This window comes from Lacrimispora sp., from assembly GCF_036758025.1.
GTDB lineage: Bacteria > Bacillota > Clostridia > Lachnospirales > Lachnospiraceae > Lacrimispora.
Map to the genome: position 1 here is coordinate 241628 of NZ_DAIOXM010000001.1, position 12648 is coordinate 254275.

Consider the following 12648-nt stretch of genomic DNA (forward strand, 5'->3'; position numbering starts at 1 on the left):
AATTATTCATGGCTAAGACTTCAATGAAGATCAAACAGCAGAGACCGGCAAAATTCTCCACAAGAGAATATAACCGCTGCAGAATCTGCGGTCGTCCACATGCTTATTTGAGAAAATACGGAATCTGCAGAATCTGCTTCCGTGAATTAGCATACAAGGGTCAGATCCCAGGCGTTAGAAAAGCAAGCTGGTAAAATAAGGAAGGAGGCAATTCCAAAATGACAATGAGCGATCCAATCGCAGATATGCTTACAAGAATCCGTAATGCAAATACTGCAAAACATGATACAGTAGATGTACCTTCATCTAAGATGAAATTAGCTATTGCTGATATCCTTGTAAAAGAGGGTTACATTAAAAAATATGATCTCGTAGAAGACGGTGCATTCCAGACTATCCGGATCACCTTAAAATACGGTAAAGATAAGAACGAAAAAATCATCACAGGCATTAAGAGAATTTCCAAACCTGGTTTACGTGTATACGCAAACAAGGAAGAGCTGCCAAAAGTACTTGGCGGTTTAGGAACAGCTATTATTTCCACCAATCAGGGTGTTATCACTGATAAGGAAGCACGCACACAGGGCGTAGGCGGAGAAGTATTGGCGTTTGTTTGGTAATTAGTACTGCAGAAAGTCTGAAAACAGAGGGAGTGCATAAATTCCCTCCGAAAATTTAAGGAGGTAAACGGCATGTCACGTATAGGAAGAATGCCTATCGCGGTTCCGGCAGAAGTAACTGTCACAATCGCAGAAAATAATAAAGTGACTGTAAAAGGTCCTAAGGGAACTCTTGAGAGAGTATTACCGGCTGAAATGACAATCAAAGAAGAAGATGGTCAGATCTCCGTTACAAGACCGAATGATTTAAAGAGAATGAAATCTTTACATGGTCTTACCAGAACATTAGTAAACAACATGATCGTCGGCGTAACTGCCGGTTATGAAAAGAAGCTGGAAATCAATGGTGTTGGTTACAGAGCTCAGAAGCAGGGCAAGAAGCTTGTTCTTTCCCTGGGTTACTCCCACCCGGTTGAGATGGAAGATCCGGAAGGCGTAGAGTCCACCATGGAAGGACAGAACATCATCTTCGTTAGAGGAATCGATAAAGAAAAAGTTGGCCAGTACGCTGCTGAAATCAGAGACAAGAGAAGACCTGAGCCGTATAAGGGCAAGGGAATCAAGTATGCTGATGAAGTGATCAGACGTAAAGTTGGTAAGACTGGTAAGAAATAATTAAGGAGAGTGTAAAGATGGTTAGCAAGAAATCAAGAAGCGAAGTTCGCGTTAAAAAGCACAACAGATTACGTAACCGTTTTGCAGGTACTGCAGAAAGACCACGTTTGGCTGTGTTTAGAAGTAATAATCATATGTATGCTCAAATTATTGACGATACAGTTGGTAAGACTTTAGTCTCTGCTTCTACAGTAGAAAAAGAAGTAAAGGCAGAATTAGAGAAAACTGACAACGTTGACGCTGCAGCATATGTAGGTACCGTAGTTGCCAAGAGAGCAATTGAAAAGGGAATTAAGGAAGTTGTCTTTGACAGAGGCGGTTTTATATATCACGGTAAGGTTCAGGCATTAGCAGACGCAGCCAGAGAAGCTGGTCTGGAATTCTAGTAGAGAGGAGAAGACACAGGTGAAACGTACAAATATTGATGCAAATCAGACAGAGTTAAACGATAGAGTAGTTGCCATCAAGCGTGTTTCCAAGACCGTTAAGGGCGGACGCACCATGAGATTCTCTGCTTTAGTAGTCGTAGGCGACGGCAATGGCCATGTAGGTGCTGGTCTTGGCAAAGCTGGTGAAGTTCCAGAGGCAATCCGTAAGGGAAAAGAGGCTGCTGTTAAGAATATGGTTTCTATTCCGGTTGATGAGAACAGCAGTATTCCTCATGACTTAATCGGTAAGTACGGAAGCGCTTCCGTACTTCTTAAGAGAGCGAGCGAAGGTACTGGAGTTATTGCAGGAGGTCCTGCTCGTGCGGTTTTAGAGCTTGCAGGAATTAAGAACATCCATTCTAAGTCTTTAGGTTCCAACAACAAGACTAATGTAGTTATGGCTACTATTGAAGGATTGACTAAGTTAAAAACTCCTGAAGAAGTTGCAAGACTTCGCGGCAAATCTGTAGAAGAGATTTTAGGCTAAGGAGGATAAGAAGATGGCAGATAAGTTAAAAATCACATTGGTGAAATCCCCGATCGGTGCAATTCCGAAGCATAAAGCAACCGTTGCAGCATTAGGCTTAAAAAAGCTTAACAAGACAGTTGAAATGCCGGATAATGGTGCAGTCAGAGGTATGATTGCCAATGTGCGTCATTTAGTAAAAGTGGAAGAGATTTAAAAGAAAACAGTAAGGAGGTGCAAGGGATGGATTTATCAAATTTACAGCCTGCATTAGGTTCCAAACAGAGCGATAACTTCAGAAGAGGACGCGGTCACGGTTCAGGAAACGGCAAGACTGCAGGCAAAGGCCATAAAGGACAGAAAGCCCGTTCCGGTGCTACAAGACCAGGCTTTGAAGGCGGTCAGATGCCTTTATACAGACGTATTCCTAAGAGAGGTTTTACTAACAGAAATTCTAAGACCATCATCGGAATCAATGTAAGTGCTTTGGAAGTATTTGACAACGATGCAGTTGTTACGGTTGAGACTTTATTAGAGAGCGGTATTGTTAAGAATCCGCGCGATGGCGTTAAGATCCTTGGAAATGGAGAATTAACCAAAAAGCTTGTAGTAAAGGTAGATGCTTTCAGCGAAGGCGCAAAAACCAAAATTGAGGCTTTAGGTGGAACCTGCGAGGTGATCTAATATGTTTAAAACACTCCGTAATGCATTCAAGGTCAAGGAAGTAAGAACAAAACTGATCTATACTTTCATGATGCTGGTGGTTATCAGAATCGGTTCTCAATTGCCGATTCCAGGAGTTAATACAGAGTTTTTCAAAGAGTTTTTTGCTCAGCAGAACAACGACGCCATGGGATTTTTCAATGCCATGACCGGAAGCTCCTTTTCCAATATGTCGGTGTTCGCCCTGAGCATCAGCCCTTATATCACATCTTCCATCATTATGCAGCTTTTGACCATTGCAATCCCTAAGCTGGAGGAAATGCAAAAAGACGGTGAAGACGGAAGAAAGAAGATTGCAGAATACACCCGTTATGTAACAGTAGGTCTGGCATTAATCGAGTCCGTTGCTATGGCAATTGGATTCGGCGGCCAGGGTCTGTTAAAAGAATTTAATGCATTGAGTATTATGATTGCTGTCGTTACTATGACGGCTGGTAGTGCTCTTCTGATGTGGATTGGTGAGAGGATTACGGAAAAAGGTGTGGGAAACGGTATTTCTATCGTGCTGATGGTGAATATTATTTCCAGCTTCCCATCTGACGTATCCACCTTATACAACCGGTTCATGTCAGGAAAATCGGTTGCAGTAGCAGCTATAGCAGCCATTATCATCATAGCTGTTATTTTAGCCATTATTGTATTTGTCATCGTCCTTCAGGATGGTGAAAGAAGAATTCCTGTACAGTATTCCAAAAAGATGCAGGGACGGAAGATGGTAGGCGGACAGGCCACCAACATTCCGTTAAAGGTGAATACAGCCGGCGTTATTCCGGTTATCTTCGCTTCCTCCCTTATGTCGTTCCCAGTCGTGATTGCCCAGTTCTTTGGGGATAAGATCGATTACAGCAGCATTGGAGGCCACATTTTAACAGGGCTTAATTCTTCCAGCTGGTTCAAACTGGACAGACCGGCATATTCCATCGGTCTGATCCTATATGTGGCTCTCATTATTGTGTTCGCTTATTTTTACACCTCAATTACGTTTAATCCGTTAGAGGTTGCGAATAACATGAAGAAGTCCGGCGGTTTTATTCCGGGTATCCGTCCGGGAAAACCTACCAGCGATTATCTGAATTCTATTTTGAACTATATCGTGTTTATAGGTGCATGCAGTTTGACGATTGTCTGTGTTATCCCCATCATGGTATCAGGCCTGTTTAATGTAAGCCGTCTTTCATTCGGCGGTACATCCTTAATCATCATCGTCAGCGTTGTACTCGAGACAATCAAGGCGATTGAATCTCAAATGCTTGTACGTTATTACAAAGGCTTTTTAAACGATTAGAGGAGAAACCAAGGAAAACACGCCATGCGTGTTTTTCTTGGGATTTATGCTATTTGACTTAATCCAATGCGAGGGAGGGACTGTTTATGAAGATTATCATGTTAGGCGCCCCAGGAGCCGGTAAAGGTACTCAGGCAAAAAAGATCGCTGAAAAATATGGAATTCCCCACGTTTCCACCGGAGACATCTTCCGTTCCAACATAAAAGAAGGAACAGAACTGGGCAGGAAGGCTAAGGAGTACATAGATCAGGGAGCTTTGGTGCCCGATGAATTGACCATTGGTATGCTGATAGACCGGATTCAGAATGAAGATTGCAAAAACGGATATGTGCTGGATGGGTTCCCAAGAACCATTCCCCAGGCAGAAAGCCTGAAGGAAGCGCTTTCCGAAAGAGGACAGAAGATTGACTTTGCCATCAACGTAGATGTGGCGGATGAAAACATCATAAACAGAATGGCCGGCCGCCGTGCCTGCATTTCCTGCGGTGCTACCTATCATCTGGTATACAACCCCAGCAAGGTTCCGGGAATATGCGATGTATGCGGCGCAGAGCTGATTTTAAGAGATGATGATAAGCCGGAGACTGTTAAGAAGCGGCTGTCAGTTTACCATGACCAGACAAAGCCTTTAATTGAGTATTACGGGAAAACCGGCGTGCTGGTGAGTATTGACGGAACACAGGATTTAAATAAAGTGTTTACTGATATTACCGGCATTTTAGGAGCATAGTTTATGTCAGTTACCATTAAATCTGCAAGAGAGATAGAACTTATGAGAGAGGCGGGGAGAATTCTTTGTAAAACCCATGAAGAACTCTCCAAGGCCTTAAAGCCGGGTATGACAACTTGGGATATTGACCATCTGGGAGAAGAGATTATAAGAAGCTACGGCTGCACGCCTTCTTTCTTAAATTATAACGGATATCCTGCCTCCATCTGCGTTTCAGTCAATGATGAGGTGGTTCATGGGATACCCAATAAGAAGCGTTTTTTACAGGAAGGCGATATTGTGAGTCTGGATGCCGGCGTGATTTACAAGGGCTATCATTCCGATGCCGCAAGGACTTATGGAATCGGAGAAATCACTCCTGAAGCGGGACAGCTCATAGAAGTGACAAGACAATGTTTCTTTGAAGGGATTAAATTTGCAAAATCTGGCAATCATTTAGGTGATATATCCGCTGCAATCCAGAAGTATGCAGAAAAATTTGGCTACGGAGTGGTCCGGGACTTAGTGGGACACGGAATTGGTTCCCATCTTCACGAGGAGCCGGAGGTGCCCAACTTTGCCAGGAAGAGAAGAGGAATCAAGCTGAGGCCGGGAATGACCCTTGCCATTGAACCTATGATCAATGGGGGAAGCCCCGATGTGGTTTGGCTTGACGACGACTGGACCGTGGTGACCGAGGACGGAAGCCTTTCTGCCCACTATGAAAATACTGTGCTGATTACAGAAGGGGAGCCTGAGCTGCTGAGTCTGGTTTCCGATGAAAGATGAGGCAGGTCTATGAAGACAGAGGCAGGAACCCTGGTAAAATCAGCGGCAGGGCACGATAAAGGCAGCTATTTCTTCATATTAAGAGAAGAAGGCGAATATATATATCTGGTGGACGGAAAATACAAACGTCTGGACTGCCCGAAAAAGAAGAAGAAAAAGCATGTAGAAACCCTTTTATGGGAGAAACATTCCCCTGGAGACAAAATCCGGGAAAATAAAAAAGTCACCGATGAAGAAATCAAACATTTCATCAGATGTTTCAAAAGAGAAGAACAGGTTGTTAGGAGGTAAGCTATATGTCAAAAGCAGATGTTATTGAAATTGAAGGAGTCGTTGTGGAGAAGCTTCCAAATGCCATGTTCCAGGTTCAACTGGAAAATGGTCATCAGGTGCTGGCTCACATCAGCGGAAAGCTCCGCATGCATTACATTCGTATTTTACCAGGTGATAAAGTGACCATTGAAATGTCCCCTTATGATTTAAGCAAGGGAAGAATTATCTGGAGAGATAAATAAGGAAAAAAGCGCTTGCATTTAGATATAATCAGTGATATAATGTTGTGGCGACTTTGTTGAAATACGCTGTGTTATGTCCACAGGGACAGCACTGGTTTTATGATAAAACACACTGCGGGTATACTCAGCAAGCTCTTTCTCATGTAAGCGTCTGGAAAACAGATGCCGGGCGTTCAGATGGAAAGGGCGCATAAAGGAAAGGAGAATTGCTGTGAAGGTTAGATCATCAGTCAAACCGATTTGCGAAAAATGCAAAATCATCAAGAGAAAAGGCAGTATCAGAGTAATCTGTGAAAATCCTAAGCATAAGCAAAAACAAGGTTAAAAATTATTAATGGAGGTGTATTACACAAATGGCTCGTATTTCAGGTGTTGATTTACCAAGAGAAAAACGTGTTGAGATCGGCTTAACTTACATCTATGGTATCGGTAGAGTGAGTGCAAACCGCATCCTTACAGAAGCTGGCGTTAGTCCTGACACTCGTGTTAAGGATTTAACAGATGACGAAGTAAAAAGAATCGCAGCAGTGATTACAGAATCTCAGACTGTTGAAGGTGATTTAAGAAGAGAAATCGCTATGAACATCAAGAGACTTCAGGAAATCGGATGCTATCGCGGAATTCGTCATAGAAAGAGCCTTCCGGTTCGCGGTCAGAAGACAAAGACCAATGCAAGAACTCGTAAGGGTCCAAGAAAGACTGTAGCAAATAAGAAGAAATAACAATTAACAGCGAATCACGTTACATGTTTTAAAAACAGGAATAACAAGATTCAGGTGCAAGTAAAAAGAAAGTAGGTTAGTTTAAAATGGCTAAAAAAGTGTCCACTACTAAAAAAGTGACAAAAAAGCGTGTAAAGAAAAACGTTGAACGCGGACAAGCACATATCCAGTCATCTTTTAATAACACAATCGTGACATTAACAGATACGCAGGGAAATGCATTATCCTGGGCAAGTGCTGGTGGTCTTGGTTTCAGAGGTTCAAGGAAATCTACTCCATATGCAGCTCAGATGGCGGCAGAAACTGCTACTAAGGCGGCTCTTATACATGGTTTAAAATCAGTAGACGTTATGGTCAAAGGTCCTGGTTCCGGCCGTGAAGCAGCTATTCGCGCACTTCAGGCATGCGGATTAGAAGTAACCAGCATTAAGGACGTAACTCCAGTTCCACATAACGGTTGTCGTCCACCAAAACGTAGAAGAGTTTAATTTAGGAGGAAATTACAGTGGCAGTTGATAGAGTTCCTGTTCTTAAAAGATGTAGATCCCTTGGTCTTGATCCGATCTATTTAGGAATAGATAAAAAATCCAATAGAGAATTAAAAAGAGCGAACAGAAAGATGAGTGAGTACGGTATTCAGCTTAGAGAAAAGCAGAAAGCTAAATTCATCTACGGCGTTCTTGAGAAACCTTTCCGTAACTACTATGCAAAAGCTTCCAGAATGAATGGTCTGGTAGGTGAAAACCTGATGATCCTTCTGGAGAGAAGACTTGACAACGTAGTATACCGTATGGGGTTCGGAAGAACAAGAAGAGAGACCAGACAGATTGTTGATCATAAGAGCATCCTTGTAAATGGTAAGTGCGTAAACATTCCTTCCTACTTAGTTAAGGCAGGCGATGTGATCGAAGTAAAAGAGAAATGCAAAACCAATGCAAGATTCAAAGGTGTTCAGGAAATGACAGCAGGACGTATGGTTCCGGCATGGCTTGATGTTGACCATGAGAATTTACGTGGTACTGTAAAAGAGTTACCAACAAGAGATGAGATTGATGTTCCAGTGAATGAAATGCTTATCGTCGAGTTGTACTCCAAATAATTGAAGGCTGGCTGATTGGCCGCTTTCGCCCGGGGGTATCTGCCTCCGGGCAAGATTTGAGTATAAGACCCTCGATACAAAATACCCAAAAGGAGGGGCTATTAGTGTTCGATTTTGAAAAACCAAACATTGAGATTGCTGAAATCTCAGAAGACAAAAAATATGGCAAATTTGTAGTTGAACCGCTTGAAAGAGGTTATGGCACGACTTTAGGTAATTCCTTAAGAAGGATCATGCTTTCTTCCTTACCGGGCGCTGCAGTCAGTCAGGTAAAAATCGACGGCGTTTTGCATGAATTCAGTTCCATCCCAGGCGTTAAAGAAGATGTGACTGAGATTATTATGAACATCAAGAGCTTATCTATTAAGAATAACAGCGATACCAACGAAGCAAAGGTTGCATACATCGAGTTTGAAGGCGAAGGTGTTGTAACTGCTGCTGACATCCAGGCAGATCCCGACATTGAGATCATGAACCCGGATCAGCCTATCGCTACGCTCAGCGGCGGTACTGACAGCAAGTTCTACATGGAGCTTACTATCACAAGAGGCCGCGGCTATGTAAGTGCAGATAAGAACAAGAGTGAGGATTTACCCATTGGCGTAATTGCCGTTGATTCCATTTACACACCGGTAGAACGTGTCAACATGACGGTAGAAAACACCCGAGTAGGTCAGGTTACCGATTACGATAAGCTGACATTAGATGTATTTACAAACGGCACATTGGCACCTGACGAGACAGTCAGTCTCGCTGCAAAGGTGTTAAGTGAGCACTTGAACTTATTTATCGATTTATCTGAAAATGCCAAGACTGCTGAGGTCATGGTGGAAAAAGAGGATAATGAGAAGGAAAAGGTTCTGGAGATGAATATTGACGAACTGGAGCTTTCCGTCCGTTCCTATAATTGTCTTAAGAGAGCTGGTATCAACACCGTAGAAGAATTGTGCAACCGGACTTCAGAAGATATGATGAAGGTTCGTAACTTAGGCCGCAAGTCTTTGGAAGAGGTACTGGCAAAATTAAAGGAGTTAGGCTTACAGCTTAACCCCAGCGATGATGCAAACGCATAATTGCAAACGATGTATGGAGATTAAAGCACTGGTACAGTAAGACCGAAGAAGCGTGTATCCGTGTTCCACAGATGGAGGAATATTGAAATGGCAGGATATAGAAAACTGGGAAGAACTTCCAGTCAGAGAAAAGCATTAATCAGAAGCCAGGTAACAGCATTGTTACACAATGGAAAGATCGTTACAACAGAAGCAAGGGCAAAAGAAATCCGCAAGGTAGCTGAAGGCCTGATCGCTCTGGCAGTAAAAGAAAAAGACAACTTTGAGACTGTTAAGGTAACTGCTAAAGTTGCCCGTAAGGACAAAGACGGCAAGAGAGTAAAAGAAGTTGTAAATGGCAAGAAAGTTACTGTTTATGACGAAGTAGAGAAAGAGATCAAGAAAGATCTTCCTTCCAGACTTCACGCCAGAAGACAGATGTTAAAAGTTCTTTACGATGTAACAGAGGTTCCTGCAGAGGCAGCCGGAAGAAAGAAAAACACAAAGTCTGTTGATCTTCCAAAGAAGCTGTTCGAAGATGTAGCACCAAAGTACGTATCCCGCAACGGTGGTTATACACGTATCGTAAAGATCGGCCAGCGTAAGGGTGACGGCGCTATGGCTGTTTTACTTGAATTAGTATAAATTAAAGATTGAAATTCCCGGTATGGAAATTTGTTTTCCTGCTGGGAATTTTTTTTGTTTCTACCTTTTCCTGGCAAAGAAATGCAAGAATAAAGAAAGAATATCGTAAGTTGACGGGGGGGTGGGGGAGAGGATATAATATCCATATAAGCAATGAGCAGTGCGAAAGAGGTTGGTAATGGGATTTTTCGTTGTGCTTGCACATAAGAAAAATTTTATTGCCGACCTGTTTCATAGGGCGAAGCCCGTGAGCCTGGAAACCCAAAGGGTTTCCAGGCTCGCACAGCGGCCCAGACTCCCGCACAAACAAGCTTTTCTAAAGTTCGCGACGGGAATTCCCAAGCCTACACCAAAGATTTTCACATCTGCCCAGCAGATGTCCAAACCTGCACTACAGATTTGCAAAAAATGGATTTATAAAAGGAGAACGGAGGGATCTTATGAAGCTATTAAAACGATTGGCAGCCTTAACTTCCATGGTAACCATGTTAGGAATGAGTTTTTCCCTGGAGGCCCTGGCAGCCGCAAAGACCATATCATCAGTAACTATTAACGTAGGACTGGACGAAATCAACACCGGTGATACCCTGCCCGGAGAAGATTCTTTTGATACGAGCGGAACAAGCGGAAATTACGTTTCCACAACCAATGACAGATTTGTTGTAGAGGAACTGGACTGGGTCACATCAGACAGCAAAGAGATGAAGATCGGTTCTGAACCTAAAATGAAAGTAACCTTAAAAGCAGTAGACTCTGACGAATACGCATTCAAAGGCGGCTACCAGTCCAGCAATGTAAGTGTGAAAGGCGGAACCTACGTGTCTGCCAGCCGCTCCGGATCAGATACCTTATATGTAACCTTCACATTCAAACCCATAAAAGGCACCTACGAGTCCCCAGAAGACGCCTACTGGAGAGATTCCGGCTACGGCAACGCAAAATGGAGCTCTGTAGACAACAGCTCCGATGCCTATGATGTCTATTTATACCGGGGCAGCACCGTCGTAAAGAAGGTAGAAACCTTAAAGGCCACCAGCTACAACTTCTACCCCTACATGACTAAAGCAGGCACCTACAGCTTCCGGGTACGCACCGTACCCTATACAGAAACCGAACAGAAATACGCCAAGAGAAGCGACTGGACCGAGTCCGATGAAATGTACCTTCCGGAAGAAAAAGTCTCAGACGGAAGCGGCCAGGATAACGGAACTCCCGCCAGCGGCGAGGTTGGCTGGATCAAAAACGGAAGCACCTGGTATTACCGCTATCCGGACGGAAGCTATCACAAAAATAACTGGGCAAAGATCAACAGTAAGTGGTATTTATTCGACAACAACGGTGCCATGCTGACTGGCTGGAACCAAAGAGGAAGCTTGTGGTACTATCTGAACAACGACGGAGCCATGGTAACCGGATGGATCGTTTCCAACAATAAATGGTATTATTTAAATCCCTCCACCACCAGCGGAGTGGAAGGTGCTATGGCAACAGGCTGGATCAATTACAACAACAAATGGTACTATACCGATGCCAGCGGCGTTATGCAGGAAGGCTGGAAGCAGGTAGACGGAAACTGGTATTATTTCTATCCGGGCGAGGGCTCCAGGGCGGTAAATACCACCATCAGCGGATTCCCGGTAGATGGCAACGGAGTATGGCGTAAGTAATCAGGACGAAAGGAGATGGCAGGATGAAGGGAAAAGGAAAATGGCTGATTCTATTTTGTGCAGTCATGACACTTGGAACAGGGTTGACAGCTTCTGCTTTAGGAAGCGTAAAGATCCGTCTGGATCAGGGCAGCAAAAGCAGTTGGACGGAAGAAATCCGGATTCCTGCCGTTACCGTTAATTACTCAGAGGAAAGCCCTAAGTGGAGCAAACCCATTGAAGAGTGGGAGCCAGGAAAAAAGGTAACAGGAACCCTCCGCCTTCCGGGCGCTTATTCAGAAACAGACTGTACCGTATACGGAGGCCGCCTTGTTTCTGTAAAAACAGAGGAAGGGGAAACGGTCATCAAGGTTTCCTACACTCCCGGGGCCAAGCTGGGAAAAACAGAGGAAGCAGGCTGGGGCGATGCAGCCAGAACAAAAGCTGTATGGAAAAAAGTTCCCTTTGCTTCCAGGTACCAGGTAATGCTGTATAAGCAGGATGGAACCTGGGTCAAAAGCCTGACCACCTCCTCTGTTTCCATAGACCTTCTGCCTCACATGGAAGGGAAAGACCGGCATTATTATACAGTAAAAGCCATCCTAATGGATTCTTCTGAGGAAGACTATTTAGCGGAAGGCGATCCCGTCACCTCCGGCAACTCTATTCTCCAGGATCAGGACGACAGGTTCGGAACCTGGGAAGAGCATAATAACAGAAAAAAATACCGTATGTCTGACGGAAGCTGGGTGACCGGCAGATGGCAGATGATCCGGGGAGAGTGGTATCGCTTTAACGAGGAAGGCTATGCATCAGTTGGCTGGCAGTATTCAGACGGAAAGTGGTATTACCTGGGAGAAAATGGCCGTATGATGACCGACTGGCAGCAGATAAACGGAAAGTGGTATTATCTGAAGGCCGATGGCTCCATGGCTACCGGATGGCTTCAGATGCAGCCTGGAGAGTGGTACTATTTCTATGAGGATGGAAGTATGGCCTCCGACACCAAGGTGGAGGGAACTTACCGCATAAACAGCTCCGGACTCTGGGTACAATAAAATAATCAAAGGTTTAAAATAAAGGGATCTGCCGTAATTTATGGCAGATCCCTTTATTTTGGACCTTTTATGTATAGTTTATGCAGAAATAGAAAAGCTATGGACCATAATATTATGATAAAAAGTGAGTGTTTTTATTATAATACAATCAAAGTCATCTGATGAATAATTCATGAGAGCAGCTGATCAGTCAAATATTGGAAATTTATGTATAGAAAAGTATCAATATTTATGAAATATATATAGAATAAAACAGCGAAAGATGTTGATAAAGT

The 12648-nt window shown here is 43.6% G+C and carries 20 protein-coding genes; all 20 read left to right on the forward strand.

The features are described from left to right. Positions 1–8 precede the first annotated feature (8 nt). Complete coding sequence (locus V7M78_RS01070) at positions 9–194, forward strand: type Z 30S ribosomal protein S14 (protein WP_024291897.1); 186 nt, start codon at positions 9–11, stop codon at positions 192–194. Positions 195–218: 24 nt separating this feature from the next. Beyond that, positions 219–620 (forward strand): 30S ribosomal protein S8, encoded by a 402-nt coding sequence (gene rpsH / locus V7M78_RS01075; protein WP_333645600.1) that lies wholly within the window; start codon positions 219–221, stop codon positions 618–620. Between the two features lie 72 nt (positions 621–692). Beyond that, complete coding sequence (gene rplF / locus V7M78_RS01080) at positions 693–1235, forward strand: 50S ribosomal protein L6 (RefSeq protein WP_333645601.1); 543 nt, start codon at positions 693–695, stop codon at positions 1233–1235. 17 nt (positions 1236–1252) lie between these two features. Further along, a complete protein-coding gene (gene rplR / locus V7M78_RS01085; protein ID WP_333645602.1) occupies positions 1253–1621 on the forward strand; it encodes a 50S ribosomal protein L18 in 369 nt (122 codons plus the stop codon). A 19-nt stretch (positions 1622–1640) separates the two neighbouring features. After that, positions 1641–2150, forward strand: coding sequence for a 30S ribosomal protein S5 (gene rpsE, locus V7M78_RS01090; RefSeq protein WP_333645603.1), 510 nt, complete (start codon positions 1641–1643; stop codon positions 2148–2150). 13 nt (positions 2151–2163) lie between these two features. Further along, complete coding sequence (gene rpmD / locus V7M78_RS01095) at positions 2164–2346, forward strand: 50S ribosomal protein L30 (RefSeq protein WP_333645604.1); 183 nt, start codon at positions 2164–2166, stop codon at positions 2344–2346. 26 nt (positions 2347–2372) lie between these two features. Further along, positions 2373–2813 (forward strand): 50S ribosomal protein L15, encoded by a 441-nt coding sequence (gene rplO, locus V7M78_RS01100; RefSeq protein ID WP_333645605.1) that lies wholly within the window; start codon positions 2373–2375, stop codon positions 2811–2813. A 1-nt stretch (position 2814) separates the two neighbouring features. Next, positions 2815–4137, forward strand: coding sequence for a preprotein translocase subunit SecY (secY, locus tag V7M78_RS01105; protein WP_333645606.1), 1323 nt, complete (start codon positions 2815–2817; stop codon positions 4135–4137). A gap of 86 nt (positions 4138–4223) precedes the next feature. Beyond that, positions 4224–4868, forward strand: coding sequence for an adenylate kinase (locus V7M78_RS01110; RefSeq protein WP_333645607.1), 645 nt, complete (start codon positions 4224–4226; stop codon positions 4866–4868). Positions 4869–4871: 3 nt separating this feature from the next. Continuing rightward, positions 4872–5636, forward strand: a complete 765-nt coding sequence (gene map, locus V7M78_RS01115; RefSeq protein WP_333645608.1) for a type I methionyl aminopeptidase — start codon at positions 4872–4874, stop codon at positions 5634–5636. 9 nt (positions 5637–5645) lie between these two features. Further along, on the forward strand, positions 5646–5927 hold the full coding sequence (locus V7M78_RS01120; protein WP_333645609.1) for a KOW domain-containing RNA-binding protein: 282 nt from the start codon (positions 5646–5648) through the stop codon (positions 5925–5927). A gap of 5 nt (positions 5928–5932) precedes the next feature. After that, the gene (gene infA, locus V7M78_RS01125) at positions 5933–6151 is read left to right on the forward strand and encodes a translation initiation factor IF-1 (RefSeq protein WP_333645610.1); all 219 of its coding nucleotides are present in this window, start codon (positions 5933–5935) and stop codon (positions 6149–6151) included. A gap of 211 nt (positions 6152–6362) precedes the next feature. Beyond that, positions 6363–6476, forward strand: coding sequence for a 50S ribosomal protein L36 (rpmJ, locus tag V7M78_RS01130; RefSeq protein ID WP_158377639.1), 114 nt, complete (start codon positions 6363–6365; stop codon positions 6474–6476). Between the two features lie 28 nt (positions 6477–6504). Then, positions 6505–6873 (forward strand): 30S ribosomal protein S13, encoded by a 369-nt coding sequence (rpsM, locus tag V7M78_RS01135; RefSeq protein WP_333645611.1) that lies wholly within the window; start codon positions 6505–6507, stop codon positions 6871–6873. Between the two features lie 86 nt (positions 6874–6959). Then, positions 6960–7361, forward strand: coding sequence for a 30S ribosomal protein S11 (gene rpsK, locus V7M78_RS01140; RefSeq protein ID WP_024834894.1), 402 nt, complete (start codon positions 6960–6962; stop codon positions 7359–7361). 17 nt (positions 7362–7378) lie between these two features. Further along, the gene (rpsD, locus tag V7M78_RS01145; RefSeq protein ID WP_333645612.1) at positions 7379–7972 is read left to right on the forward strand and encodes a 30S ribosomal protein S4; all 594 of its coding nucleotides are present in this window, start codon (positions 7379–7381) and stop codon (positions 7970–7972) included. 104 nt (positions 7973–8076) lie between these two features. Beyond that, positions 8077–9045 (forward strand): DNA-directed RNA polymerase subunit alpha, encoded by a 969-nt coding sequence (locus tag V7M78_RS01150; RefSeq protein WP_333645613.1) that lies wholly within the window; start codon positions 8077–8079, stop codon positions 9043–9045. A gap of 87 nt (positions 9046–9132) precedes the next feature. Continuing rightward, positions 9133–9669, forward strand: a complete 537-nt coding sequence (locus V7M78_RS01155; RefSeq protein ID WP_333645614.1) for a bL17 family ribosomal protein — start codon at positions 9133–9135, stop codon at positions 9667–9669. Positions 9670–10109: 440 nt separating this feature from the next. Next, positions 10110–11336 carry an N-acetylmuramoyl-L-alanine amidase family protein gene (locus V7M78_RS01160; protein ID WP_333645615.1) on the forward strand — a complete coding sequence of 409 codons (1227 nt, stop codon included), beginning with the start codon at positions 10110–10112 and terminating at the stop codon, positions 11334–11336. Positions 11337–11359: 23 nt separating this feature from the next. After that, entirely contained in the window at positions 11360–12373 is a 1014-nt protein-coding gene (locus V7M78_RS01165; protein ID WP_333645616.1) for an N-acetylmuramoyl-L-alanine amidase family protein, read from the forward strand. The last annotated feature ends 275 nt before the right edge of the window (positions 12374–12648 follow it).

Bases quoted from the DNA above. Each gene is read 5' to 3' on its own strand.
- rplF (WP_333645601.1), top strand. From the start codon at position 693: ATGTCACGTATAGGAAGAATGCCTATCGCGGTTCCGGCAGAAGTAACT.
- V7M78_RS01155 (WP_333645614.1), top strand. From the start codon at position 9,133: ATGGCAGGATATAGAAAACTGGGAAGAACTTCCAGTCAGAGAAAAGCA.
- V7M78_RS01160 (WP_333645615.1), top strand. From the start codon at position 10,110: ATGAAGCTATTAAAACGATTGGCAGCCTTAACTTCCATGGTAACCATG.
- rpsH (WP_333645600.1), top strand. From the start codon at position 219: ATGACAATGAGCGATCCAATCGCAGATATGCTTACAAGAATCCGTAAT.
- infA (WP_333645610.1), top strand. From the start codon at position 5,933: ATGTCAAAAGCAGATGTTATTGAAATTGAAGGAGTCGTTGTGGAGAAG.
- V7M78_RS01070 (WP_024291897.1), top strand. From the start codon at position 9: ATGGCTAAGACTTCAATGAAGATCAAACAGCAGAGACCGGCAAAATTC.
- rpsM (WP_333645611.1), top strand. From the start codon at position 6,505: ATGGCTCGTATTTCAGGTGTTGATTTACCAAGAGAAAAACGTGTTGAG.
- secY (WP_333645606.1), top strand. From the start codon at position 2,815: ATGTTTAAAACACTCCGTAATGCATTCAAGGTCAAGGAAGTAAGAACA.
- map (WP_333645608.1), top strand. From the start codon at position 4,872: ATGTCAGTTACCATTAAATCTGCAAGAGAGATAGAACTTATGAGAGAG.
- rplO (WP_333645605.1), top strand. From the start codon at position 2,373: ATGGATTTATCAAATTTACAGCCTGCATTAGGTTCCAAACAGAGCGAT.
- rpsK (WP_024834894.1), top strand. From the start codon at position 6,960: ATGGCTAAAAAAGTGTCCACTACTAAAAAAGTGACAAAAAAGCGTGTA.
- rpmD (WP_333645604.1), top strand. From the start codon at position 2,164: ATGGCAGATAAGTTAAAAATCACATTGGTGAAATCCCCGATCGGTGCA.
- rplR (WP_333645602.1), top strand. From the start codon at position 1,253: ATGGTTAGCAAGAAATCAAGAAGCGAAGTTCGCGTTAAAAAGCACAAC.
- V7M78_RS01120 (WP_333645609.1), top strand. From the start codon at position 5,646: ATGAAGACAGAGGCAGGAACCCTGGTAAAATCAGCGGCAGGGCACGAT.
- V7M78_RS01165 (WP_333645616.1), top strand. From the start codon at position 11,360: ATGAAGGGAAAAGGAAAATGGCTGATTCTATTTTGTGCAGTCATGACA.
- V7M78_RS01110 (WP_333645607.1), top strand. From the start codon at position 4,224: ATGAAGATTATCATGTTAGGCGCCCCAGGAGCCGGTAAAGGTACTCAG.